The sequence below is a fragment of the Burkholderia sp. Bp8992 genome, from assembly GCF_003853705.1.
Taxonomy (GTDB): Bacteria; Pseudomonadota; Gammaproteobacteria; order Burkholderiales; family Burkholderiaceae; genus Burkholderia.
In genome coordinates, this window is the sequence record NZ_QTQI01000001.1 from 371,340 (window position 1) to 394,230 (window position 22,891).

The 22,891-nt window shown below is 66.1% G+C and carries 21 protein-coding genes; 4 read left to right on the forward strand and 17 right to left on the reverse strand.

Annotation, left to right across the window (positions count from 1 at the left end; all coding sequences use genetic code 11):
- Nucleotides 1-50 precede the first annotated feature (50 nt).
- Genes DIE03_RS01675 through DIE03_RS01685 form a run of 3 tightly spaced genes read right to left on the reverse strand, consistent with a single transcriptional unit; the run spans nt 51 to nt 1,941 of the window.
- Nucleotides 51-239, reverse strand: a complete 189-nt coding sequence (locus DIE03_RS01675) for a 4-oxalocrotonate tautomerase (protein ID WP_039344138.1) — start codon at nt 237-239, stop codon at nt 51-53.
- Nucleotides 240-296: 57 nt separating this feature from the next.
- Entirely contained in the window at nt 297-1,073 is a 777-nt protein-coding gene (locus DIE03_RS01680) for a class II aldolase/adducin family protein (RefSeq protein ID WP_124446839.1), read from the reverse strand.
- Nucleotides 1,048-1,941 carry an urea transporter gene (locus tag DIE03_RS01685; protein ID WP_124446841.1) on the reverse strand — a complete coding sequence of 298 codons (894 nt, stop codon included), beginning with the start codon at nt 1,939-1,941 and terminating at the stop codon, nt 1,048-1,050. The genes DIE03_RS01680 and DIE03_RS01685 overlap by 26 nt, the downstream gene beginning before the upstream one ends.
- Nucleotides 1,942-2,064: 123 nt before the next feature.
- Here DIE03_RS01685 and DIE03_RS01690 point away from each other — a divergent pair, with 123 nt between their 5' ends.
- On the forward strand, nt 2,065-2,625 hold the full coding sequence (locus DIE03_RS01690) for a putative glycolipid-binding domain-containing protein (RefSeq protein ID WP_124446843.1): 561 nt from the start codon (nt 2,065-2,067) through the stop codon (nt 2,623-2,625).
- Here the strand turns inward: DIE03_RS01690 and DIE03_RS01695 are convergent.
- The 5 genes from DIE03_RS01695 to DIE03_RS01715 all read right to left on the reverse strand — a co-directional run bounded on the left by DIE03_RS01695 (nt 2,580) and on the right by DIE03_RS01715 (nt 7,865).
- Nucleotides 2,580-3,491 carry an alpha/beta fold hydrolase gene (locus DIE03_RS01695; protein WP_124446845.1) on the reverse strand — a complete coding sequence of 304 codons (912 nt, stop codon included), beginning with the start codon at nt 3,489-3,491 and terminating at the stop codon, nt 2,580-2,582. The two genes, DIE03_RS01690 and DIE03_RS01695, sit on opposite strands and share 46 nt — an antisense overlap.
- A 4-nt stretch (nt 3,492-3,495) precedes the next feature.
- A complete protein-coding gene (locus DIE03_RS01700) occupies nt 3,496-4,401 on the reverse strand; it encodes a metal-dependent hydrolase (RefSeq protein ID WP_124446847.1) in 906 nt (301 codons plus the stop codon).
- A complete protein-coding gene (locus DIE03_RS01705) occupies nt 4,398-5,330 on the reverse strand; it encodes an SDR family oxidoreductase (RefSeq protein WP_124446849.1) in 933 nt (310 codons plus the stop codon). The genes DIE03_RS01700 and DIE03_RS01705 overlap by 4 nt, the downstream gene beginning before the upstream one ends.
- 21 nt (nt 5,331-5,351) lie before the next feature.
- Nucleotides 5,352-6,947, reverse strand: coding sequence for an NAD(P)/FAD-dependent oxidoreductase (locus tag DIE03_RS01710; RefSeq protein WP_124446851.1), 1,596 nt, complete (start codon nt 6,945-6,947; stop codon nt 5,352-5,354).
- 246 nt (nt 6,948-7,193) lie between these two features.
- Nucleotides 7,194-7,865: a lysoplasmalogenase gene (locus DIE03_RS01715; protein ID WP_124446853.1), complete on the reverse strand. Its 672-nt coding sequence runs from the start codon at nt 7,863-7,865 to the stop codon at nt 7,194-7,196.
- Between the two features lie 384 nt (nt 7,866-8,249).
- On the opposite strand from DIE03_RS01715, the gene speB reads away from it, so the two are divergent.
- The gene (speB, locus tag DIE03_RS01725) at nt 8,250-9,218 is read left to right on the forward strand and encodes an agmatinase (protein ID WP_124446855.1); all 969 of its coding nucleotides are present in this window, start codon (nt 8,250-8,252) and stop codon (nt 9,216-9,218) included.
- A gap of 151 nt (nt 9,219-9,369) precedes the next feature.
- Here speB and DIE03_RS01730 read toward each other — a convergent pair whose 3' ends face one another.
- From DIE03_RS01730 to DIE03_RS01750, 5 genes are all read right to left on the reverse strand, one after another.
- Nucleotides 9,370-10,545, reverse strand: a complete 1,176-nt coding sequence (locus DIE03_RS01730; RefSeq protein WP_124446857.1) for a hypothetical protein — start codon at nt 10,543-10,545, stop codon at nt 9,370-9,372.
- A 225-nt stretch (nt 10,546-10,770) separates the two neighbouring features.
- Entirely contained in the window at nt 10,771-11,751 is a 981-nt protein-coding gene (locus DIE03_RS01735) for a sulfonate ABC transporter substrate-binding protein (protein ID WP_124446859.1), read from the reverse strand.
- Between the two features lie 123 nt (nt 11,752-11,874).
- Nucleotides 11,875-12,723, reverse strand: coding sequence for a MerR family transcriptional regulator (locus DIE03_RS01740; protein WP_124446861.1), 849 nt, complete (start codon nt 12,721-12,723; stop codon nt 11,875-11,877).
- A gap of 9 nt (nt 12,724-12,732) precedes the next feature.
- Entirely contained in the window at nt 12,733-13,293 is a 561-nt protein-coding gene (locus tag DIE03_RS01745; protein ID WP_124446863.1) for a GNAT family N-acetyltransferase, read from the reverse strand.
- An 88-nt stretch (nt 13,294-13,381) separates the two neighbouring features.
- On the reverse strand, nt 13,382-14,254 hold the full coding sequence (locus DIE03_RS01750) for a LysR family transcriptional regulator (RefSeq protein ID WP_124447270.1): 873 nt from the start codon (nt 14,252-14,254) through the stop codon (nt 13,382-13,384).
- Nucleotides 14,255-14,385: 131 nt separating this feature from the next.
- On the opposite strand from DIE03_RS01750, the gene DIE03_RS01755 reads away from it, so the two are divergent.
- Nucleotides 14,386-15,384 carry a quinone oxidoreductase gene (locus tag DIE03_RS01755; RefSeq protein WP_124446865.1) on the forward strand — a complete coding sequence of 333 codons (999 nt, stop codon included), beginning with the start codon at nt 14,386-14,388 and terminating at the stop codon, nt 15,382-15,384.
- 42 nt (nt 15,385-15,426) lie between these two features.
- On the opposite strand, the gene DIE03_RS01760 is transcribed toward DIE03_RS01755, so the two are convergent.
- Nucleotides 15,427-16,941, reverse strand: coding sequence for an MDR family MFS transporter (locus DIE03_RS01760; protein ID WP_124446867.1), 1,515 nt, complete (start codon nt 16,939-16,941; stop codon nt 15,427-15,429).
- A gap of 231 nt (nt 16,942-17,172) precedes the next feature.
- Between DIE03_RS01760 and DIE03_RS01765 the strand changes: the two genes are divergently transcribed.
- Nucleotides 17,173-18,732 carry a methyl-accepting chemotaxis protein gene (locus DIE03_RS01765; protein ID WP_124446869.1) on the forward strand — a complete coding sequence of 520 codons (1,560 nt, stop codon included), beginning with the start codon at nt 17,173-17,175 and terminating at the stop codon, nt 18,730-18,732.
- Between the two features lie 125 nt (nt 18,733-18,857).
- Here the strand turns inward: DIE03_RS01765 and DIE03_RS01770 are convergent, their stop codons facing one another.
- The 3 genes from DIE03_RS01770 to DIE03_RS01780 form a co-directional block, all read right to left on the reverse strand.
- Nucleotides 18,858-19,316, reverse strand: a complete 459-nt coding sequence (locus DIE03_RS01770) for a hypothetical protein (protein ID WP_260434772.1) — start codon at nt 19,314-19,316, stop codon at nt 18,858-18,860.
- 472 nt (nt 19,317-19,788) lie between these two features.
- The gene (locus DIE03_RS01775; RefSeq protein ID WP_260434773.1) at nt 19,789-21,045 is read right to left on the reverse strand and encodes a DUF6402 family protein; all 1,257 of its coding nucleotides are present in this window, start codon (nt 21,043-21,045) and stop codon (nt 19,789-19,791) included.
- A gap of 157 nt (nt 21,046-21,202) precedes the next feature.
- Complete coding sequence (locus tag DIE03_RS01780) at nt 21,203-22,870, reverse strand: ATP-dependent helicase (RefSeq protein WP_124446871.1); 1,668 nt, start codon at nt 22,868-22,870, stop codon at nt 21,203-21,205.
- Nucleotides 22,871-22,891 lie beyond the last annotated feature (21 nt).

Here is a 22,891-nt window from a genome sequence, read left to right on the forward strand (position 1 = left end):
GTGTGTTCAGCGCGGGGCGGGCGGTGTCGAAGCATCGCCGCCCCTGACGCTCAGCGCTCGTCGCTCCACAGCTTCCCGGCCGTCGCCCAGTTCTCCTTTTTCACGTCGGTCAGGATGATGTCGACCGAGCCCGGCTCGCAGCCGAGCGTCTCGCACGTGACGCGCGTGATCGCTTCGACGAATGCGCGCTTCTGGTCGACGGTGCGGCCTTCGAACAGCTGGATATTGAAAGTCGGCATGGCAATGCTCCGGTTGAGGTTGAACGATTCGGCAGGATGAGGATGAGGACGACGGCGTCAGTCGCGATACGACGGATCGATCCGGTCGAGCCGACGCAGCAGCGCCGGCCATTCCAGTTCGCCTTCGATCGCGCCGCCGTCGCGCAGTTGTGCGGCCGTGCGGTCCGCGATGGCCGGGTCGGGCAGCACGAGCGGCCCGCCGCCTGCTTGCGCGCGCACCTGGATGTCGCAGGCCTTGATCAGCGTATCCATCAGCACATAGGCTTCGGCGACGGTGCGGCCGACCGTCAGCGTGCCGTGATTGCGCAGCAGCATCGCGGATTTCGCGCCGAGGCTCGCGGTCAGTCGCGCGCCTTCGGCCGGCGAGAACGCGAGCGCCTCGTAGTCGTGGTACGCGAGGTCGCCATGAAAGCGCAGCGCGTGCTGCGACGCGGGCAGCAGCCCGTCGCGCTGGATCGACACGGCGATGCCGGGTGTATTGTGCAGGTGCATCACGCAGACGGCATCGGCGCGCGCGGCGTGCACGGCCGCATGCAGCGCGAAGCCCGTCACGTTGACCGCATGCTCGCCGTCGCCGATCCGGTTGCCGGCCAGATCGATCTTCACGAGGTTCGATGCGCGGACCTCGTCGAACGTGAGGCCGAACGGGTTGATCAGGAAGTGGCCGGGCTCGCCGGGCACGGTCGCGGACAGGTGCGTGTAGATCAGGTCGTCCCAGCCGTTCAGCGCGACGAGCCGGTAGGCTGCGGCGAGATCGACGCGCATCCGGCGTTCGGCGTCCGAGATCGGGCCGCCGGGTTTCACGGCATCAGGACGGTGTGCGAATGACGACATCGGGTTCTCCGAGGGTGAAGCGGCGCGCGACGTAGACGGTCGCCCATGATGCGAGCGCGAACGGCGCCGTGAACACGGGGACGTCCGCGCGCATCGCGAGCCACTGGATCAGCGCGGCGAGGGCGGCGGCGGCAAGCGCCGCGCGCGGGCCGCGCGGCATCAACGCAAGTGCGGCGAGCGCGCCGTTGAAGCCGAGGAGGCCATCGGCGAGCCATGCGCCGTTTGCGCCGAGCGCGACCAGCAGCACGGTCGACACGATCGCACCGCCGAGCGCGAACGCGGCCGCGCGGCGCGACGCGACGGCGAGACCGGCGACGATCAGTATGCCGGCCCATGCGCCTTGCGCGAAGGTGGTCTGCGCGACGCCCGACAACAGGGCGTCGGCGGTGGAAGCAAGCGTCGGCGCCGCGCCGGCCGTCGCGCCGCTCGCATGCTGCGGCGCGACAAACGGCAGCCACAGCGTGGTGACGGCGAGGCACGGGCTCGAATACGGGCACTGCCGCCAGCGGGCGAGCGGCCCGCGCATCGCACGCTGCACGAGTGCGGCGCCGATCGAGACCAGCGGCACCAGCGCGACGGCTGCGAGTTGATGGGGCGCGAACAGCACGGCGATCAGTGCGGCGAGCGCACCATTGAAGCCGTGCAGCCCCTGTTCGACGTCGCGGCGCTCGGCGCCGGTCAGCACGGCGGTCATGCTGGCGGCGGCCGAGCCGACCAGCGCCGCGCTCGCGAGCCGCAGGTCGGTCAGTGCCAGCGCGGCGAGCAGCAGCGCGCCGGTGAATGCGTTCGCCTGCAGCACGATCTGCCCGATGCCGCGCAGCAGGATACGCAGGTCGATCGACGGCGGGACGGGGCGGACGGTAGGCATGATGGCTGCGGAACAGGACGAGCCGCGAGCATAGGACACAATCCCGTGCACCGTAATAGGGAATTCTGGATAGTCAGGATTTGTTCAACGATGCCCCGCATTGGGGCAAACGGAGGCGGAAAGATGCGCGAAGTGCGTTGGGCGTCGCTCGAGGGCGACGGAGTCGAACATCTGACGTTCGACCGGAGCGACGGCGCGATCGTCGTCGAAAGCGCGGTGGTCGGCCAGCGGTACGGCCGCGCATACGGGCTCGCGTATCGCGTCGAGTGCGATCCGCAATGGCGCGTGACCTACGCGGTGCTCAAGGTGATGGGCGGCGGCACGCTCGAGTTGCGCGGCGACGGCGCCGGCCACTGGCGCGATGGCTCGGGCCGAGCGCTGCCGGCGCTCGACGGCTGCATCGACATCGACATCGCGGCGACGCCGTTTACGAATGCGCTGCCGATCGGCCGCCTGGGGCTCGCGCGCGGCGAGCGGCGGCCGATCGACGTCGCGTACATCTCGACGCCGGACCTGAAGGTCACGCCGGTCAAGCAGGCTTATGCGTGCATCGAGCCGGGCCGGCGCTACCGCTACGAAGGGATCTTCCGGAATTTCACGGCCGAGATGGAGATCGACGACGACGGGCTCGTCGTCGACTACGAGACGCTGTTCAGGCGCCTGCCGGCGCCGACGGGGCGCTGAACCGCGGCGCTCGTGGCCGCCGGCCGCTCGTGCGCGGACGCGAAGCGGTCGATCCGCTGCGCGATCATGTCGGGGTGGCGCAGCACGATCCAGTGGCTGCCGTCGATTTCCTCGCGCACGTGGTCGCCGAGCCAGCGGTCGAGGTCGACCGACATCTCGGGCGTCACGTAGCGGTCGCGCACGGGCACGAGGATCTGCACCGGCGCCTGCGCGTACCGTTCGCGCGGCTTGCGGGCCCGCGCAATGAAGTTCGCGCGGTACAGCTGCAGCCCGTTCAGCGCGTTCTTCAACTGCACGGGATCGCGCTCGGCGCGCACGCGTTCGGTGATCTGCAGCCAGCGCGGCCACAGCGCCGCGCCGCCGAGCCGCCACACCAGCGACGGCACGACCGGCAGGTGGAAGAACGCGATGTACCACGATTTCAGGCTCTGCCTGAGCCGCATCTTCGCGCGGAACACGTGATCGAGGCACGGGCCCGAGATCGACGTGTACGACGCGATGCGGCCGCGGAACGCGGGATCGGTCACGGCCTCCCAGCACTGGATCGAGCCCCAGTCGTGGCCGACGAGATGGAACGGCCGGCCGCCGCAGGTCGCATCGGCCACCGCCTTCAGGTCGGCGGCGAGCCGCTCGAGCGTGTAGTCGGCGCGGCGGCGCGGCGCGTCGGACGCGCCGGCGCCGCGCACGTCGTACGCGATCACGCGGTAGCGCTTCGCGAGCCGCGCGCGGATCGGCGCCCACACGGCCGCCGAGTCAGGGTAGCCGTGCACGAGGATCAGCGGCGGCGCGCGCCGCGACCCGCTCACGTAGACGGCGAGCTTCACGTCGCCGGACTGGACGGTCAGCATCTCGTGGGCGCGCGCCATCGCGTCATGCCTGCGGGACCGGGTGCAGCGGCACGCGGCGCGGGGCGGCTTGCGCCGCGTAGCGCGCGTTGGTCGCGTCGATGTTCTCGAGCAGCGTGTCGAGCCCTTGCAGGTACTGGTGGTTGTCGTGATCCCACGGGTGGAAGCCCGGGCGGAAGTAGTCGAGCCATTCGCGTGCGATGCTCGGAAACACGCCGTGCTTCGGGCCGTACAGATACTTGACGAGGCGCCACATGCCGCCGAACCTGCCGTGTTTGCGACGGTGCGCGAGCATCAGGCGCACGTGGAAGTCGAACACGATCGTCCAGAAGAAGACGGTCGTCGTCAGCATCGTGCCGGTGCGCAGCAGGTAGCTGCCGAGGCCCGGTTTCATCACGGTGGTCCACACGTCGTAGGACACCGCCTTGTGCTCGGTTTCCTCCATCGCGTGCCACATCCACATCTGCTGGTAGCCTTCGACCGAGCCGTCGATCCGGTGCTCGTGGCCCGACAGCAGCTGGTTCGCGAGGATCGCCGTGTAGTGTTCGAGCGCGATCGTGATCGCGAGCTGCATCGAATGCGGCAGCGCCTTCTTGAACCAGCCGAGGATCGTCCACAGGCGCTTGTCGAGCTTGTGGGCGGGCAGGCCCGACGACTGCAGCAGGTCGTTGTATTCGATGTGCTCGCGCGTGTGCATCGCTTCCTGCCCGATGAAGCCGATCACCTGCTTCTTCAGCTCGGGATCCTCGATCCGGTCGCGGTAGTTGCGCACCGAATCCATGAAGAAGCGTTCGCCGGCCGGGAACAGCAGCGACAGTGCATTCATGAAGTGCGTGACCGGCACGCCCTGCACGTGCCAGTCCTTCGCGCGTTCGGGGGGCAGCGCGAAACGGATGTCGCGCCGCACGGGCATCATGTTCGGTGTCGTCATGATTGTTCTCCTCCCTGATTGCCTGCATTGTTGAAGGTGGCGAGCGGTGCGGGCGCCGGCGTGCCGCGTGCGGCATGGCGGCGGGCCTTCGCGGCCTCGCGGCGCGTCGCGAGCACGACGAGCGCCTGGTACGCGGCCGGCAGGATGCGCGCCATCCAGTCCGCACCTTTCGCGTCGCGGCCGATCAGCACGCGGCGCTTGTTCTTGCGCACGCCGGCGAGGATCGTGCGCGCGGCGTCGTCGGCGGTCGTGATGAAGAACTTCTCGAAGCTGTCCTTGCCTTGCTGTTCGCTCTCGACGATGAAGCCGACCATGTTCTTCGCGACGCGGCTCGACTGGGCGATGTTCGTGCGGATGCCGCCCGGATGCACGCAGGTCGCCGACACGCCGCACTTCATCATGTCGAGTTCCTGGCGCAGCGATTCGGTGAAGCCGCGCACCGCGAACTTCGTCGCGTTGTAGCCGCTCATGCCCGGCTGCGCGAAGATCCCGAAGATGCTCGACGTGTTGATCACGTGGCCGTCGCCCGATGCCTTCAGGTGCGGCAGGAACGCCTTCGTGCCGTGCACGACGCCCCAGAAGTTGATGTTCACGATCCACTCGAGATCGCTGTATTCCATCCCTTCGATCGTGCTCGACAGCGCGACGCCCGCGTTGTTGAAGATCAGGTTGACCTTGCCGTGTTCCTTCGCGGTGTCGTCGGCCCACGCGAACATCGCGTCGCGGTCGCCGACGTCGAGTATGCGCGTCGACACGCGCACGTTCGGCGCGATCGCGCTGACGATCCGCTCGGTTTCGGCGAGGCCGACGCCGTTCTTGTCGGCGAGCGACACGTGGCAGCCGGCCTGCGCGAGCTGGATCGCGAGCGCGCGGCCCATGCCCGAGCCGGCACCCGTGATCGCGGCGACCTTGTTGGCGAAATCTCTCATGTCGATGGCTCCTTGTCTGGCTCAGGCCGCTTCGGCGGACGTGGATGCGGAAGCGGAAGCGGAAGCGGCGGGCGCGGCGACGGGCCGCGCGGTCGTGTCGTGTTGCGGCGCGCGATACGCGTGGTAGTCGGCGATCGAGAAGCGCGCGGTGGCCTGGCGGAAGCGCCACGTGAAACCTGGCCACAGCGTCGTGTTCTTGCCGGTGCGCGGGTCGAGATACCAGCTCTTGCAGCCGCCCGTCGACCAGATCGCCTTCTTCAACTTGCCTTGCAGGTCGCTGTTGAACTGCGCCTCGACGAGCGGGCGTACCTCGATCGCATCCGCGCGCTCGCGGTGCATCGCCTGCAGCGCGCCGAGGATGTATTCGATCTGCGACTCGATCATGAACACCATCGAGTTGTGGCCGAGGCCCGTGTTCGGGCCGATGATCATGAAGAAGTTCGGGTAGCCGGGCAGCGTCGAGCCGAGATACGCATGCGCGCCGTCGCGCCATGCGTCGACGATGTCGAGGCCGCCGCGGCCGATGATCGCGCCGCGCGGATACGGGTCGGCCACCTGGAAGCCGGTGCCGTAGATCAGGCAGTCGACTTCATGGCGCTTGCCGTCGGTGGTCACGACCGCGTCGGCTTCGATGTGGTCGATGCCGGTCGTGATCACGTCGACGTTCTTGCGCGACAGCGCCGGGTAGTAGTCGTTCGAGATCAGCACGCGCTTGCAACCGAGCGTGTAGTTCGGCGTGACGGCCTTGCGCAGCTCCGGGTCGGGAATCTGCTTGCGGATGTGGCGCAGTGCGAGCTTCTGCACGTTCTTCATCAGCGACGGATGGATCGCGAAGCCGAGCACGCGCGATTCGAGCATCCAGTAGATGCCGCTGCGCACGGCCTTCTGCGTGAACGGCAGCGTGCGGAACAGCCATTTCTCGAGCGCGGTCAGGTTGCGGTCGGGCTTCGGCATGATCCACGGCGGCGTGCGCTGGAACAGCGCGAGTGCCTTCACGCGCGGCGCGATCTGCGGTACGAACTGGATCGCGCTCGCGCCGGTGCCGATCACCGCGACGCGCTTGCCTTCGAGCGCGTAGTCGTGATCCCACTGCTGCGAATGGAACGCGCGGCCCCGGAAGTTCTCGACGCCGGGAATCGACGGCAGCGCGGCGCGCGACAGCCCGCCCATCCCCGACACCAGCACGCGCGCGGACAGCCGCTTGCCGTTCGCGAAGGTGAGGCGCCAGCGTTGCGCGGCCTCGTCGTACTCGGCGCGCTGCAGCTCGTGGTTCATGCGCAGGTGCGGGCCGATGCCGAAGCGCTGCACGCAGTCTTCCAGATACGCGCGGATCTCCGGCTGCGGCGCGAACATGCGCGTCCAGCGCGGGTTCGGCGCGAACGAGAACGAGTAGACGTGCGATTGCACGTCGCACGCACACCCTGGGTAATGATTGTCGCGCCACGTGCCGCCGACCGACGCGGCCTTCTCGAGGACCACGAAGTCGGTCACGCCTGTTTGCCGCAGGCGGATCGCCATCCCGAGACCGGCGAAGCCGGTGCCGATGATGGCGATGTCGATGGTTTCGTCCTGGCCGTCGTGGCCGGGCGGACCGAAAGGCAACGTACGAGCATTCATCCGGGTGTCTCCGATTTGGCTCATTTTTGAATGTTACATTGTTTGATGTAACGATAGAGGGTGAGCCTGGAAACCGCAAGGGGCTAGAAGCGGCGCTCTAAGGGCCGGAAGCCAGACGGGAAAAGGCTGAGCGGGGTTTGGAACGGTCCGTTTTCCGCGATGCGGGATGGGCGGGAAGGGCCGTCGGCAGGACGAGACAGGCGATGGACGAGACCGCCGGCATGCGGCGGTCTGTTTGAAACAGTATCAGGGCCGGATCGATCGGGCGGCCGTCTCATGGAAAACCCCGGCCACGATCGTGACCTGCGCGAGCGCGTAGAGGCCCCAGATCAGATAGTCGATGCCCGGAAAACCGCCGAGGAAGCGGCCGACGCCGATCAGCGTGTCCGAGCCGACGAAGATCAGGCTGCCGATCGCGACCAGCGGGCCGTGCGTGCGGGCCGCGAGCGCGAAGCTCGCCATCACGCACAGCACGAGCATGTAGACGGCGACGGGCACCAGCAACTCGCCGAGATGCGGGAAGAACGCCGCGTAGAACGACGGTGCGGCGATCCACAGCCCGATCAGCGCGACGCTGCGCCAGCCGTGCGGCCGCGCGCGCCAGCGCATGAAGATCGCGCAGTAGCACACGTGCGTGAGCAGGAACGCACCGAGGCCGAGGACGAACGACAGCGGCCAGTCGGGTAGCGCGAGCAGCACGTCGCCGAGCACGGCGGTGGCGAGCGCCGCGCACAGCCACGCGCGTTCGCGCGGCGCGCCGCAGGTGCTGCCGGCCGCGAGCAGCAGGATGCCCATCGCGGCTTTCGCGACGGCCTGGCCCGGATAGGGTGCGGCAGCGAGCGACAGCCCGTACAGCAGCGCGGCGGCGATGGCGAGCGGCCAGAGCCGGCGGTAGGTGGCGGGAAGCGTGGCGATCAAGGCGGGTGTCTCCGGTTTGTTGTTGTCTGCGGCGGGCGGCCGGCATCGGACGGCGCGCCGTCGAGGGCGCGGCTGCCGGCCATTATCCGGAAGAACGGGCGTGCAAAAACCGGCGAATCCTTCTAGGAATCGATGGCGGCGGAGAGCGGCGGCGCCGGCGGATTTCTCCGCGCGTTGCCCCGGTTGAACCGGGGCAACGACTTCAATTCGGCTTGCTATGATCGCCGCGGTATTGCCGTTGTCGCCGTTGTTGTCATTGTCCCGCCCGGCCGCGCGACTGGATGCGCAAGCCGGTGCGTGCCCCATGTATCCATGCCGTGCCCGGCCCGCGCGCTCGTAGAAGGCGGGGGCGGCGCCGGCTCTCCACGAACACAGGCTCGACCCATGACCGAACTTCTCCACGGCGACGGCGCGATCCGTCGCACGACGCCGTACGGCTCGTCGATCGAAAACACCTATGCGGGCGTGCTGTCGTTCATGCGTCGCAATTACTCGCGCACGCTCGACGGCGTCGACGTCGCGATTTCCGGCGTGCCGCTCGACCTCGCGACGACCTATCGCTCGGGCGCACGGCTCGGGCCGGCCGCGATCCGCGCGGCGAGCGTGCAGCTCGCCGAGCTCAATCCGTATCCGTGGGGCTTCGATCCGTTCGACGATCTCGCGGCCGTCGACTACGGCGACTGCTGGTTCGACGCGCACAACCCGCTGTCGATCAAGCCGGCGATCATCGAGCACGCACGCACGATCCTGCGCTCGGGCGCGAAGATGCTGACGTTCGGCGGCGACCACTACATCACGTATCCGCTGCTGGTCGCGCACGCGGAGCGCTACGGCAAGCCGCTGTCGCTGATCCATTTCGACGCGCACTGCGATACGTGGGCCGACGACGAGCCGGACAGCCTCAATCACGGGACGATGTTCTACAAGGCCGTGAAGGAAGGGCTGATCGATCCGGCGACGTCGGTGCAGGTCGGCATCCGCACGTGGAACGACGACTTTCTCGGGATCGAGCGGCTCGATGCCGCGTGGGTGCATGACCATGGTTCGCGCGCGGCGGTCGAGCGGATCGTCGAGATCGTCGGCGCGCGGCCCGCGTATCTGACGTTCGACATCGACTGCCTCGATCCGGCGTTCGCGCCGGGAACGGGGACGCCGGTCGCGGGCGGGTTGTCGTCCGCGCAGGCGCTGGCGATCGTGCGCGGGCTCGGGGCGGTGAACCTGGTCGGGGCCGATGTGGTCGAGGTGGCGCCGGCTTACGATCATGCGGACATTACGGCGATCGCGGCCGCGCATGTCGCCTGCGATCTGCTGTGCCTGTGGCGGCAGAAGAAGGTGGCGGCGTCGGGGAAGTAGGCGAGCGGGTGCGCCGACAGGCCGCGCACCCTGGCGAAAGCCCATCCGGCCGGCTGCAGATTGACGTGGGCGCACACGCGAATCCGACGCCGTCGAGGCGTCGGGGTTCCGGCCGGCCGCGACGTCGATTCACTGCGAAAAAATCTTCGACTCAGCCCGGCATCGAATAGCGAGCGTTCAGATCGGCAAGCAGGTTTTCCCTGGTTGCGTCGTCCGGCTTCATCCAATCGCGCTCGAGCCCGGTCACCACGCTCTCGATGCTGGCGCGCCGCCTCTCCGGGTCGGTCTCCGTGTCGATGTTCTTCAGCTTGGGATGACCCGCGATAGCACCCGTGATCCACGCGTGCAGTGCCGGTGAAACGCCGTTTGCGTTTGGCGCCGCGGGTTTGGCGAACATGCTTGCGCGCTCCGCCAGCGCTGCCGACGACATCGAAGGTGGAATGCGGGCGATGGGAACGAGCCCGACCTGCCCGATTGCGCCCGGCAGGATCTTGAGTTCGCCTTGCATGCTCTCCATGTAGTGGCCGGTATCGGTACTCGCGTGATGTTGCGCCGACGCCCACGCTTTGGACGGACTCGCGTTGCTCTTGTGGAATCCGGTACCGGGCACCACTACCGCAAACATCGTGTCGTGCCCGTCTGCTCTGGCGTAGTCGCTGGTCGGGCGTTCGGAAATATAAAGGCCCGGGCCGTGGATGTTGGTGCCGGCGACCCCGCCTGCTTGCCCTTGATGCTTGTCGGCGGAAAAACCCTCTGCCCGAAGCGATGCCACGTTGTGATCGGGTGTCACGTGATAGCCGAGCACCTTGACCGGATGGTTATGTTGCTCCGTGAGTCTGGTTTCTATGTCGTGCTTCACCCGCTGGACTTGCCTGGGATCCCATCGTTCCGGCTGGCCTTGCAGCGTCGGCAGATCAGGCACGTCGATGACCTTGCCCCCCATTTTTGCGGCACTGCCGTGTGACGACGCGACCGCCTGGACGCCTTGCGTGCGAGACGGCCCTGGGCTGTCCGAACCGGAACCGAAGAGTCGATCGGGGCCGTGACTGTCGCTGACATCGGTGGGGGATTGCGCATCGGCGTCGAGCCTGGACTTCTTCGCAGACGCCTGTGGCGTGCTGAACGCGCTCGGCGAAATCGGGCGCTTTTCCACACCCGTGGTGCCCGGTGCACGCGCGCGGCTGCTTGATAGATCCTGAAGTCCGGACAACGCGTGCCCCGGTTGCTGCGGCGATGGCGTGCGCTCCGGCGCCGGCGGCGGGGTGTGCTGTTCGGTGGACTGGACGGCAGTGTCTTTGGGCGAAGCGAGTGGGTTGGTGCGTAGCATCAGCGCTTTCCTGATCGGCGAACGGGTTCCGCCTAATCTTGATGCGCGTGTTCGTGCAGCAGGGCCATGCATGCGAACGCGGGTACGCTCAGCCGAAGCGTTCGGCACCGCGCGAGCCAGCCGGCGCCGGATGCGACGACAGGATGCCGGTCCGGAACGGCTGACGGCCGACGGGCTGGGCACCCGTCGGCCTGTCGCTAAAAATATGCATGTGACGGCCGCGCGTTACTTCGCCGCGAGCGCACCCGCCACGCTTTTATCGATCCACGCATTCTCCGCCACACTCAGCTTCTGCGGAATCAGCTTCGCCGCGTAAAACGCATCCGCAACGCCTTGCTGACCGGCGACGATCTTCTCGTCGATCGGCACCGCACCGAACGGCACGCGCTTGATCCACGTCTCGACGAGCGCCTGCGGCAACCCGACCTTCGGCGCCAGCAGCGCGGCCGTGTCGGCCGGATGCCCGTTGACCCACTGGCCCGTTTCGCGCGCCTGTTTCAGGATCGCGCCGACCACGTCGGGATGCTGTTGCGCGAAACTCCGCGTCGCCTCGTAGAAATTGTTGGTCGCCGCGAGCCCCGTGTAGTCGGACAGCGTACGCACCTTCAACGCGTTCTGCGCAGCTGCATAGTACGGATCCCACACGGCCCACGCATCGACATTGCCGCTTTCGAACGCGGCGCGCGCGTCGGCCGGCGCGAGATAGACCGGCTGGATTTCGTCATAGCGCACGCCGGCCTTCTGCAGCGCCTCGAGCAGCAGGTAGTTCGCGCTCGAACCTTTCTGCAGCGCGACCTTCTTGCCGCGCAGGCCGGCTACCGTCCGGATCGGCGAATCGCCCTTCACGAACACGGCCTCGTTGTGCGGCGCCGGCGGTTCCGCGCCGACATAGACGAACTGCACGCCTGCGGCTTGCGCGAACACGGGCGGCGGCGCGTCCGTGTAGCCGAAGTCGATGCTGTTCGCGTTCAGCGCTTCGAGCAGTTGCGGGCCGGCCGGGAATTCGAACCATTGAACGCCATAGCCGAGCGGCTTGAGCCGCGCTTCGAGCGAGCCCTGCGCCTTGACGATCGACAGCAGGCCGGCTTTTTGATAACCGATGCGCACGATCTTGTCGGCGCTGCCTTGCGCGAAGGCCGACGCGGCAGACAGGGCAACGAGCGAGACGGCGGCGGTGCGGGTGATCCAGCGGGTGAAACGAATCATCGAACGAACTCCATGCGAGACATCTTCGGGGAGCGGCCGGTGCCGCTCGGTTGGAAGAATCGTCGCATGGGCGATCGCGCCGGCAAACGAAGCATTGCCGATATGAATATGACGGCGGCGGCCCTATGCTTTGTCGCCGTCGTCTGCCGGACCGGACGTATCCGGCGTTCCGGACTGGCGCGCCGCTTCGTCGCTGAGCTTCTTGTCGAGGATCGTCGCGACGCGGCCGCCGAGATACGCGCTCGCCGCGGTTTCGAGCGCGCGATTCGTCTCGCCCTCGACGAACACGGCCGCGAGCGGGCGCAGGCGCCAGATCGCGTCGACCAGTTCGGGCACGTCGGTGGCCGGCGGCAGCGTGCCGGCGTCGTAGCGGTCGAGCCGCTTCACGACGAGGTCGACGAGCAGCCGCGCGATCGCGTCGAAATGCGGCCGCGCGAGGCTGATCACGTCGAGCAGCTCGCGCGGCGGGATCCCTTCCTTCGTCATCGCGGCCGCCGCCTCGAGCAGTGCGGGGCTCTTCGCGACGAACGACAGGCCGCGCCGTTCGAGCAGCCCGAGCTCGGTCACGCGCGACAGCTGTGTGGTCGCCTGCGGGCCGAACATCTGCGCGAGCGCGGCGAGCGAATAGGTTTTCGGCAGTTCGTGCGACCAGCGGCCGCCGATCGCGTTTTCGAGACCGAGGATCGAGCGCAGGTCGTGGCCTTCGTCGATCGCCTTGATCAGGTCCTGGATGTTCGACAGCGTGTAGCCGCGCGCAAGCAGGTGGTTGATCAGCTTCAGGCGGGCGACGTGCGTGTCGTCGTAGATGCCGACGCGCCCGCGTTTCTCCGGCGGCGCGAGCAACCCGCGATCCTGGTACGCGCGGACGTTGCGCACGGTGGTGTCGGATACGCGCGCGAGTTCGTCGACCGTGTACTCGTTGCGGGAATCCGGCACAGCCTCGTCGGGCGTGGAATGAGTCTGTTTTGACATGCGGCCATTCTAGCGCGACGCGGCGGGCTGGCGCGACGCGGGGAGCATGTGCGCGCCGTCGCCGAGCGGCCGTTGCAGCAGCGCCGTGTCGATCCAGCGGCCGTGCTTGAAGCCGACCGCTTTCAGCACGCCGGCCGGCTCGAAGCCGAATGCGCGGTGCAGCGACGTCGAGCCGCCGGTACCGCCGTCGGCGATGACCGCGATCATCTGCCGCCACGGGCCCGCTTCGCAGCGTTCGATCAGCGCGGCGAGCAGCGCGCGGCCGATCCCGCGCCCGCGCTGCGCATCGTCGATGTAGATCGAATCCTCGATCGCGAAGCGGTACGCGCTGCGCGCACGGTACGGCGTCGCGTACGCGTAGCCGGCCACGCGGCCGTCGCATTCGGCGACGAGATACGGCAGCCCGTGGTGCAGCACCGCGTCGCGGCGTGCGCGCAGCTCGGCGACATCGGGCGGCGTTTCCTCGAAGGACGCGACGCTGTGGTGAACGTGATGCGCGTAAATCGCGTGAATCGCATCGAGGTCGGCGTCGGTTGCGTCGCGAACGACGCAGGCGGGAGCGGTAGGCATGGCGGCGGCGGGAGCGAAATCAAATGGATACTATGCCGTCCGCCGGCGCGCGTGGCAAATCCGTCCGGCGAATGGCGCCGCCGGGTGCCTACAGCCGGCCGTCCGCCGCATGAACCGCCTCGGCGATCGCATCGGCGACGCGCTGCACGCGCGGCGACCGGCGCACGTCCGGGTGCACGACTAGCCAGATCTCGCGCTCGATGTCGCAACGTGGCGCGTCGGTCAGCTCGACGAGCGGTGCGCCGGCGTGCGCGGCCGGATCGTCGACGAGAAACCGCGGCAGCAGCGCGACGCCCGCTCCGGCGGCGCAGGCGCGATGCTGCGCGGCGAGGTCGTTGGCGACGAACGCGAAACGGCGCCCGGCCGCGAAGCGTTCGAGCCACTGCTGTTGCGGCGTTTGCGCGAGCGCGTCGTCGTAGCCGACGAACGGCCAGGTGTCGGGCGGCGCGTCGGCCCATTCCGGTGCCGCGCACAGCGCGAAGCGCATCGTGCCGAGCCGGCGCGCGGCGAGGCCCGGCTCGCTCGGCCGCGACAGCCGCACCGCGAGGTCGGCTTCGCGTGCATACAGGTTCGCCGCATGCATCTCGCCCATCAGGTCGATCCGCAATGCCGGCCACGCGCGCTGCGCACGGGCCAGGCGAGGCGCAAGGAAATGGCTGGCGAACACCGGCGACGCCGACACGCGCACCGCGCCGTCGAGTGCGGCCGCGCCCTGCGCGGCGCGCGCGAACGCATGCGCATCGGCTTCGAGGCGCGCCGCGTGCTCGGCGAGATGCAGTCCTTCGTCGGTCGGCGGCCAGCCACGCGGCAGCCGGTCGAACAGCCGGATCCCGAGCGCGGATTCCAGCGCGTCGATTCGCCGCGCGACCGTCGAATGCTGGACCTGCAGCGCGCGAGCAGCGGCCGACAGGCTGCCGCCGCGCATCACCGCGAGGAAGTAGCGGATGTCGTCCCAGCTCATCGGCAGCGCGGACGCGGGAACGGGATCCTGATCGGTCGAATTTTGCACAGTAACTGGGCGATTAACGTGAATTCCGCTCGATTATGCACGATGAGATGATCGTGTCACTTCATTCGAGAGCGAGGAACGTCATGACCCAGACTGCCAATGCCATCCGGATCGGGATCGACCGTTACGGCGACGCCGGCGTGCTGCGCCGCGTCGATGCGCCCGTTGCGCCGCCCGGCGCAGGCGAAGTGCGGATTCGCCAGACCGCCGTCGGCGTGAACTTCGTCGACATCTATTTCAGGACGGGCGCACACGCGTTGCCCGCGCTGCCGGACGCGCTCGGCGTCGAAGCGGCCGGTGTGATCGACGCGGTCGGGGCCGGCGTGACGGATCTCGTGCCCGGGCAGCGCGTCGCGTACGCGGGCATGCCGACCGGCAGCTATGCGAGCCTGCGCACGATGCCGGCAACGCGCGTGCTGCCGATTCCCGACGGCCTGAGCGACGAAGCCGCCGCGGCCGGGCTGCTGAAGGGGATCACCGTCTACATGCTGATGCATCGCGTCCGGCAGGTCGGCGCCGGCGACACGGTGCTCGTGCATGCGGCGGCCGGCGGCGTCGGGCTGCTGGCGACGCAGTGGGCACGCGCGCTCGGTGCGCGGGTGATCGGCACGGTCGGATCGGCCGCGAAAGCCGCGCTCGTCCGCACGCACGGCGCCGAGGCGGTCGTCGATTACCGCGAGGAGGATTTTGTCGCGGCGGCGCGTGCGTTCGGCGGCGGCGCGGGCGTCGATTACGCGATCGACGGCATCGGCGGCGACGTGCTGACGCGCACGCTCGGCGCGGTGCGTCCGTTCGGGATGGTCGCGAGCATCGGACAGGTGGCCGCGATCGGTGCGCGGCAGACGTTCGATCTCGACGAACTGGGCCCGGCACGCTCGATCGCGCTCGCGCGGCCGAGCGTGCTCGGCTTCATTGCACGCGACGTCGACGGCTATCGCGACGCCGCGCGCGCGACGCTCGAACGGCTGGCGGGCGGGATGCATGTCGAAATCGGCGCGCGACTGCCGCTCGAACAGGCGGCCGACGCGCACCGCTTGCTGGAGTCGCGCTCGACGACGGGCGCGGTCGTGCTGCTGCCGTAACGGGGCGGGCGGTTGCGGATCGCGACGCGGCCCGACGGCCGATCAGTTGTGCGTGCGCAGCGGTGCGTCCTCGACGAACCACGCGAGCACGAACGCGATCGCGATCACCGTCGCAGCCGACAGATACACGACATGTAGCGAGCCGGCGAACGCCTGCAGATACGCATCGCGTACCGCATCGGGCAACTGGTGCACGGCGGCCGGGCCCAGCGCGGGCGGCAGCTCGGTACCGGCCGGCAGCGCGTGCATCATCCGCGACTGCAGCCCGTGCGAGAACAGCGCGCCGAACGCGGCGACGCCGAGCGAGCCGCCGATCGAGCGGAACAGCGTCGCGCCGGACGTCGCGACGCCCATGTGCCGGAATTCGACCGTGTTCTGCACGGCGAGCGTGAGCACGGGCATCACCATGCCGAGCCCGATCCCGAGCAGCGCCATGTAGGCGTACATCGTGTACAGCGGCGTATCGAGCGTCAGCGTCGACAGCAGCGCCATCGCGACGCCGCCGATCAGCGTCCCCGCGATCGGGAACATCCGGTACGAGCCGAGCCGCGAGATCAGCCGGCCGCTGACGATCGACGTCACGAGCATCCCGCCCATCATCGGCAGCAGCTGCATGCCGGCCTGCGACGGCGTCGAGCCCTTCACGACCTGCAGGTAGAGCGGGATGAACGTGACCGAACCGAACAGTGCGACGCCGACCACGAAGCCGATCAGGCTGACCAGCACGAAGGTGCGATGGCGGAACAGTTCGAGCGGCATGATTGGCTCGGCCGCGAGGCGCTCCTCGTAAATGAAGCCGCCGATCGCGACGAGCCCGAGCACGAGCGTCATCCACAGTTGCGGCGACGTCCACGGCAGCAGCGAGCCGCCTTCGCTCGTGAACAGGATCACGCAGGTGAGGGCGGTCGCGAGGAACGCGGCGCCCATGTAGTCGATCCGGTGCTTCACGTGCGTGGTATGCGGCCGGAACGCCATGCCGATCACCGCGAGCGCGAGAAAGCCGAGCGGCAGGTTGATCGTGAAGATCCAGCGCCACGACAGGTGCTCGACCAGGAAGCCGCCGAGCAGCGGGCCGACGATCGTCGCGAGGCCGTACACGCCGCCGAACATCCCCTGGTAGCGCGCGCGGCGATCGGGCGGGACCAGATCGCCGATCGCGGCCATCGTGACGACCATCAGGCCGCCGCCGCCGAGCCCCTGCAGTGCGCGCAGCACGATCAGCTGCGTCATGTCCTGCGCGACGCCGCACAGCGCGGAGCCCGCGAGGAACAGCGCGATCGCGGCCTGCAGCACGATCTTGCGGCCATACAGGTCGCCGAGCTTGCCGTACAGCGGCAGCACGACGGTCGACGACAGCAGGTACGCGGTGACGACCCACGACAACTGGTCGAGCCCGCCGAGCTCGCCGACGATCGTCGGCAGCGCGGTCGACACGATCGTCTGGTCGAGCGCGGACAGCAGCATGACGAGCAGCAGCGCGGCGACGATCAGCCCGGTCGGCGCGTCGCGGCGAGCCGTTTCGGCGGGTGGTGGAGTAAGGAGGGTATCGGTTGTCATCGAGTTGTCTGCCATGGCAGGGAATCGTGTCGAAATATAGTCGCGGATGATTGACTAGTCAATTTCTGCCCAGACTCGATATGTTTCAGCGGTAACAGGAGATTGCCGGCATGAAAAATTGACCGCGATCAGGCGAACAGCGGGGACAGGCTCAAGTTTTTTGCAGGCAAACCGTAATACAGAGTGCCGCGGACCGATTGCCGCGGCATTTTTCACCGCTCACGTGCCGTCATGAACCTGAACGCCCTGTTTTCCCGTTTCTCGATCCGTACGCGGATCTTCTCCACGCTCGGTCTCGTCGCCGTGCTGCTCGTCGTGTCGGGGCTGATCGGCCTCGCCGGCATGCAGAGCTCGAACCGCGCGCTCGACGAGGCTTACACGCAGCAACTGGCTGCGAAGACCGCGCTGTCCGCGGCGAGCCTGAACCTGACGATCGTGCGCACGACGCTCGATCGCGCACTGCTGCATCCGGAAGCGCCGGAAGTGCCGGAACTCGTCAAGAAGGCCGAGAACTATCTCGCGAAGGCCGACGCGGCCTGGCGCAACTATGCGGCGATGCCGCACGACGGCGACGAAGGCCCGCTTGCGAGCCGCCTCGATGCCGCACGCCAGGCGCTGATCGGGCAGGCGCTGAAGCCGATGATCGATGCGATCCGAGAAGGCCGGCGCGACGAAGCCGACCGGCTGCTGATGACGGTCGCGCCGCCGCTGTCGGTTGCGCTCACGCAAGCGACCGATGCGCTCGACGCGTACCAGGTCGCGCGCGGCAAGGATGTCTACGACACCGCGCAGACCTATTACGGCTGGATGCGCATGGGCGCGATCGCGGGCATCGCGTTCGGCCTGGCCGCGTGCCTGGGTTGCGCGATCGGCCTGCATTTCGCGATCACGCAGCCGGTGAACCGGCTGCTGTCGCATTTCCGCCGCCTGTCGGACGGCGACCTGACGTCGGAAGTGCGCTGGTCGTCACGCGACGAGATGGCCGAGCTGGTGAAGGGCGTGACGGGCATGCAGCGCAGTCTCGCGGATACGGTGCGCCAGGTCAGCCAGGGTTCTGAAGCGATCTCGACGGCGACGCACCAGATCGCGGCCGGCAATACCGACCTGTCGCAGCGCACCGAGGAGCAGGCATCGGCGCTGCAGGAGACGGCTGCGAGCATGGAGCAGCTGACGGCGACCGTGAAGCAGAACGCCGACAACGCGCTCGAGGCGCAGGCTTGCGCGGACAGCGCGAGCGAGATCGCGACGCGCGGCGCGACGGTGGTCGGCGAGGTGATCGGCACGATGAACGAGATCGACCAGAGTTCGCAGAAGGTTGCCGACATCATCGGCACGATCGAGGGCATCGCGTTCCAGACCAACATCCTCGCGCTGAATGCGGCGGTCGAAGCCGCGCGCGCAGGCGAGCAGGGCCGCGGCTTCGCGGTGGTCGCCGGCGAGGTGCGCACGCTCGCGCAGCGCTCGGCATCGGCCGCGAAGGAAATCCGCACGCTGATCGGCGAATCGGTCGAACGTGTCGCGACGGGCTCGCGGCTCGTCAGTACGGCCGGCGCGACGATGCAGGACATCCAGCAGGCGATCGGGCGCGTGACGGGCATCATGACCGAGATCGCCGCCGCATCGAGCGAGCAGCGCGACGGGATCGAACAGGTGAACCGCGCGGTGTCGCAGATGGATCAGGTGTCGCAGCAGAACGCGGCGCTGGTCGAGCAGGCGGCGGCCGCGGCTGCGTCGCTCGAGGAGCAGGCGGATGGGTTGCGTCGCGCGGTGGGGGCGTTTCGGGTGGCTTGAGCGGGCTCGAGGTGAGTCGCCGGGGATTTGTCGGCTGAGGCGACCTGTTTTTGCGGGCTGGTCGAACTCGTGTCGTTGATCCGATCGAGCAGTCTGTTGATAAATAAAGCCCCGGTAGCGGGGCTTTATTTATTGCAAATCAAAGTCTTATAGTGCAGCCTCGAAAACAAAGGCAATCTGGCGCGAAGCCAGTCCCACTTGGATGGTGGGATTTTCAGATGTTTCGTGTAATTCGATTCATCGGTCAAGTCGATGTAGCGAACCAGGTTGCCCTCGTAACTCAGGGGCGGGTGGAGGTGCTTTCCATGATGCCAGTTGACCGAGAAGTATCGTCTCGCGAGAAGCTCCCCTTTTTCACTGAAAACCCGTAGCTCTATATTATCGTTCGTCGCGTCTTGGTCATTCCCACCGGTGCCGCACATCTTGAACCGGTACGGAACGCCATTCATGTTTTTTACGCCGCCGTCCATGGTTTCTGGACGATCATAGAAATCGCATCGCCCATAGTCGGGGCGATTGAAATTAATGGCCAGGCCTAAGCTTATAAAAATAATAATAGCTGGGCCGATGTATCCGATGACCATGCATTTCATATATTTAAGAATTTAAGGTGATTTGGTTGGTTAAATTTCCCTGAATACTGGTTGATGCCGCCGGCTATTTTCGATGTCATTGGATTGTGCGTTTAAAATAGGGGGATTCTGGCGCGAAGCCAGTCCCATTTCGTTGGGGGAATCGAGATCGACATCATTGGCTCACTGCTCGAATTGTCGTAATAAATGATTGAATCCATGGTGTCGGCCAAATCTCGCTCGGATGCTGAGTTTATGTAGTAAGAAAAATACCGCCGGGCGAGTAATTTTCCTGCAGAATCAAAAACCTGAATTTCGATTTCGGTTCCTTTTGTGATGTCTGCTCCGCACAACTTAAAAAAATATGTCGTGTCACGTATGTTTTTACTCCCTCCATTTAATTTTTTAGTGTAAAAATCACAGCGACCATAGCTTGGTCGGTTTAGATGGAATAATAATCCGGCTCCAAGGTACACGACAAAGGCTAGGCTAATGTATCTGATGATTCGAGTCTGCATATCTCGCCAAGTTTGAATTCGATTGGTTTTTCTAGCTTCAGATAGACTGGCTTGGAATATACCATGAGGTCTCTACCCCGATGATGTTTTTCGCGCCAGCGACTGTAGTCTGCGTTATAAATTGGAAAATAAACATCTGATTTATTGAATTTTCCAAACAGACTTCTTCGTGTGTCAACTGGCTTGTTGATGCTCTTGACGAAAATATCTATATCCGAGCTGCTCTTTGGGGTGCTGGATCTTGAAAGCAGCGAGCCCGGAGCAACAATAACGCCGTGCTTGTTCCAGTGCCCCAGATATTGTTCTTCATTGAATGAGTAATTGTCTTTTACGTAGGCGTAGATGTGTGTAACTTTTGCGATTGTATCGATGCAGTAGAAATTGCTTGTTTTATCGTATCTAAAATATTTTTCGCCAGATATTTCGACATTTCCTATGGCAACGTAAATGTTGAAATTTGCTAACGCTCCTGTAAGATCAGTGGGGGTTAAGTTTTCCAGGGTGTCCCAGTCGCTTATTGGGATGTATTGAAACTGCCAGTTTATATGAAATTGGAGGATGTTGTTTTCAAGTTGGCTGGTATTGAAATTAAGATTTGCTCCTCTTTTTTCCAGAAATTGGTTTCTGATTCGATTAAGAATCTTCTTTTTTGCCAGATCAGTCGCGGCTTCCCGGTAGATGTCACGGGTGATAAGTTTTTCGAATTTTCTTTTTACGCTTCCGAACTGCAATGCCCAGTCCAGAGTGACGTCGTTAAGACTGATCGGTTGAACCGATATCGGATCATTGTTGTAGGTATGCGCAGAGCCCGCAAACCAGATTCGCGCAAGTTTGGCTGAAACCTTCCAGCCTAAATTGTCCATCGCAATGGGTACGTCCTGAAGATCGAAAGGTGGCGGGTTTTCGCAAACCTCCGATTCCGCTTGCCTTGGCGATTCTTTGGTTACTGCAAGGTCGGCCTGCGGCAGCGGTTGAGGTGCTGAACGGATGGTTTCCGGAGCAGACGGCGGCTTGGAAATCGGTTTGGGCGGCGGTGGCGGCGGCTTTTCCCCTGGTGCAAGCCTGTCGATCGATACGCTTCTTTGAGTATCAAGCGGGATGCATCCTTGGGAGCCCTTGTATTCCTTCAACTCCGATGCGAACACCCCTTTCTTCGGCTTGTAGTAAGGCACCTTTTTTACGTCGACCATCGGCTGTCCCGTTTGCTGCGAATAGCCAGGCATCGTAAAAGCCGGCTGCAAGCGGACAAACCATCAGGTGTTGCCGAAATTCGGCGAAGCGTGAGCGGACAAGGGCCCGGGGCAGATCGAAATGTTCCCGATTGTGTCGACGATCATGATGTCGCAGATCGTCCCGGCCCGGGCGGGCCGTTCCGCCGCGTCAAACCGCCGCGAGTTGCCCGGCCGCGCGCGACGACGCGACGATCAGCAGCTTCATCGTCGCGCGCGTCGCGCCGACGAACAGCTTGCGTGCCGCGCGCGCATCGAGCGTGTCGAAATCGACCTCGGTGAGAATCACGCACGGCGCCGACTGGCCCTTGAAGCGGTAGATCGAATCGAGCAGCACGTCGCCTTCGCGGTATTCGGGGTTGCCGAACAGGTCGTACTTGCCGGTGAAACTCTTGATCCGGTGCGGGCCGAGCTGGTCGAGCGGCGCTAGCACCGAACCTTCGCGGCCGCGATACGACAGCACCGCGATGTCCTGCTTGCGGAAGCCGAGCGACAGCGCCTGCGTGACCGCGCGCTTGGTCGCGTCGATACAGGCTTCCGACAATGCATCCGCCGACGCGCCTTCCTCCCCGTATGCCGATACCGACGGCTCCGAACCGTCGAACGGGCTGCCCGAGCGCAGTTCGGCCGCAAGCGGCTCGACCCGGCCGACGACGTCGCGCACGAATTCGAGCAGGTCGCGCGGGCTGCGGTAGTTCGTCAGCGCCTTCAGCGTGACCCAGCCTGGCAGGGCGACGGGTTCGCGCATGTACAGGTTCTGCAGCGGATCTTCCAGCCACCACCATGCGCCGTCCGGCGCCAGCAAACGCTCCAGCGCGGCCGCCCACGGTGCGTGGAAATCCTGTCCTTCATCGACGACCAGCACGTCGAAGCGCCAGCGCTCGGGAATCGGCGCTTGCGCGAAACGCGCCTCGAGCCGCTCGAATTCGCCGGGCACCTGGAAGTCGGGCGTATAGCCGCCGTCGCGCGCGACCCAGTCGCACAGCTGGTGGTAGTTCGCGATCTTCGCGCCGGGCGGCGCGATGCGCGCGATGTAGTCGGCGAGCGGCCGGTTGAAGCACACGTACAGTACGCGCTTGCCGGCCGCGACGGCGTCGCGCATCGCCTGCACCGCGAGCTGCGTCTTGCCCGAGCCGGCCGTGCCGGTGACACGCAGCCGGAACGGTGCGAATTCGAGCTGGCGCGCCCACGCGGCGAGCCCGCCCGACAGCCGCGTGACGAGCGTGCCCGCTTGCCCGACGAGCGCGCTCGTGTCGGGCGTGAGCGCGAGCTCGTCCGCAAGGAAGTGGTGGAGCTTCGGCGCGTTCGGCAGGTGTTCGTCGTCTTCGGGCAGGATCTGCCGGATCACCTGGGCGAGCTGCGCCTTGCGCGACGCGTCGACGATGTGGTCGGCCGCGACACCCGCGATCGACGCGTCGCGGATCGAGTAGTCGGGGCAGTACAGCAGCGCCTCGACGCCGTAGACGCCCGCGCCGAGCGCGGCCGTCAGGCGCCGGTGCAGCGTTTCCTGCGTACGCGCGAGCTGGATCGGGACATTGCGCTCCTTCTGCAGGTAGACCTTCACGAGCCCCTTCGGCGTTTCGCGCAGGAAGCCGGCTTTCTGCTCGATCAGCAGCACGCGGCCGGCCGGGCTCACGACGACGAACGCCGCTTCGCCGAATACCGAAAACGCCTGGTCGGCGCGTGTCCAGTGGACGCCGTGATACACGGTGTAGCTGTCGGGCAGCGCGTGTTCGAGCGCGGCAAGCGTTTCGCGCTCGCGTTCGGCTGCGCCGGTCGCGGCGAGGCTTTTCCAGTCGTCGGGGATGAGGCGGGCCATGGAGTCGGGCGGCAAGTGCCG

What these genes read in the sequence shown, in the direction of transcription:
- DIE03_RS01770 (WP_260434772.1), bottom strand. Translation starts at nt 19,316, where the DNA reads ATGGTCATCGGATACATCGGCCCAGCTATTATTATTTTTATAAGCTTA.
- DIE03_RS01730 (WP_124446857.1), bottom strand. Translation starts at nt 10,545, where the DNA reads ATGCTACGCACCAACCCACTCGCTTCGCCCAAAGACACTGCCGTCCAG.
- DIE03_RS01745 (WP_124446863.1), bottom strand. Translation starts at nt 13,293, where the DNA reads ATGCCTACCGCTCCCGCCTGCGTCGTTCGCGACGCAACCGACGCCGAC.
- DIE03_RS01690 (WP_124446843.1), top strand. Translation starts at nt 2,065, where the DNA reads ATGCGCGAAGTGCGTTGGGCGTCGCTCGAGGGCGACGGAGTCGAACAT.
- DIE03_RS01695 (WP_124446845.1), bottom strand. Translation starts at nt 3,491, where the DNA reads ATGGCGCGCGCCCACGAGATGCTGACCGTCCAGTCCGGCGACGTGAAG.
- DIE03_RS01765 (WP_124446869.1), top strand. Translation starts at nt 17,173, where the DNA reads ATGAACCTGAACGCCCTGTTTTCCCGTTTCTCGATCCGTACGCGGATC.
- DIE03_RS01710 (WP_124446851.1), bottom strand. Translation starts at nt 6,947, where the DNA reads ATGAATGCTCGTACGTTGCCTTTCGGTCCGCCCGGCCACGACGGCCAG.
- DIE03_RS01680 (WP_124446839.1), bottom strand. Translation starts at nt 1,073, where the DNA reads ATGTCGTCATTCGCACACCGTCCTGATGCCGTGAAACCCGGCGGCCCG.
- DIE03_RS01780 (WP_124446871.1), bottom strand. Translation starts at nt 22,870, where the DNA reads ATGGCCCGCCTCATCCCCGACGACTGGAAAAGCCTCGCCGCGACCGGC.
- DIE03_RS01675 (WP_039344138.1), bottom strand. Translation starts at nt 239, where the DNA reads ATGCCGACTTTCAATATCCAGCTGTTCGAAGGCCGCACCGTCGACCAG.
- DIE03_RS01740 (WP_124446861.1), bottom strand. Translation starts at nt 12,723, where the DNA reads ATGTCAAAACAGACTCATTCCACGCCCGACGAGGCTGTGCCGGATTCC.
- DIE03_RS01775 (WP_260434773.1), bottom strand. Translation starts at nt 21,045, where the DNA reads ATGCCTGGCTATTCGCAGCAAACGGGACAGCCGATGGTCGACGTAAAA.
- DIE03_RS01750 (WP_124447270.1), bottom strand. Translation starts at nt 14,254, where the DNA reads ATGAGCTGGGACGACATCCGCTACTTCCTCGCGGTGATGCGCGGCGGC.
- speB (WP_124446855.1), top strand. Translation starts at nt 8,250, where the DNA reads ATGACCGAACTTCTCCACGGCGACGGCGCGATCCGTCGCACGACGCCG.
- DIE03_RS01735 (WP_124446859.1), bottom strand. Translation starts at nt 11,751, where the DNA reads ATGATTCGTTTCACCCGCTGGATCACCCGCACCGCCGCCGTCTCGCTC.
- DIE03_RS01755 (WP_124446865.1), top strand. Translation starts at nt 14,386, where the DNA reads ATGACCCAGACTGCCAATGCCATCCGGATCGGGATCGACCGTTACGGC.
- DIE03_RS01760 (WP_124446867.1), bottom strand. Translation starts at nt 16,941, where the DNA reads ATGACAACCGATACCCTCCTTACTCCACCACCCGCCGAAACGGCTCGC.
- DIE03_RS01685 (WP_124446841.1), bottom strand. Translation starts at nt 1,941, where the DNA reads ATGCCTACCGTCCGCCCCGTCCCGCCGTCGATCGACCTGCGTATCCTG.
- DIE03_RS01700 (WP_124446847.1), bottom strand. Translation starts at nt 4,401, where the DNA reads ATGACGACACCGAACATGATGCCCGTGCGGCGCGACATCCGTTTCGCG.
- DIE03_RS01705 (WP_124446849.1), bottom strand. Translation starts at nt 5,330, where the DNA reads ATGAGAGATTTCGCCAACAAGGTCGCCGCGATCACGGGTGCCGGCTCG.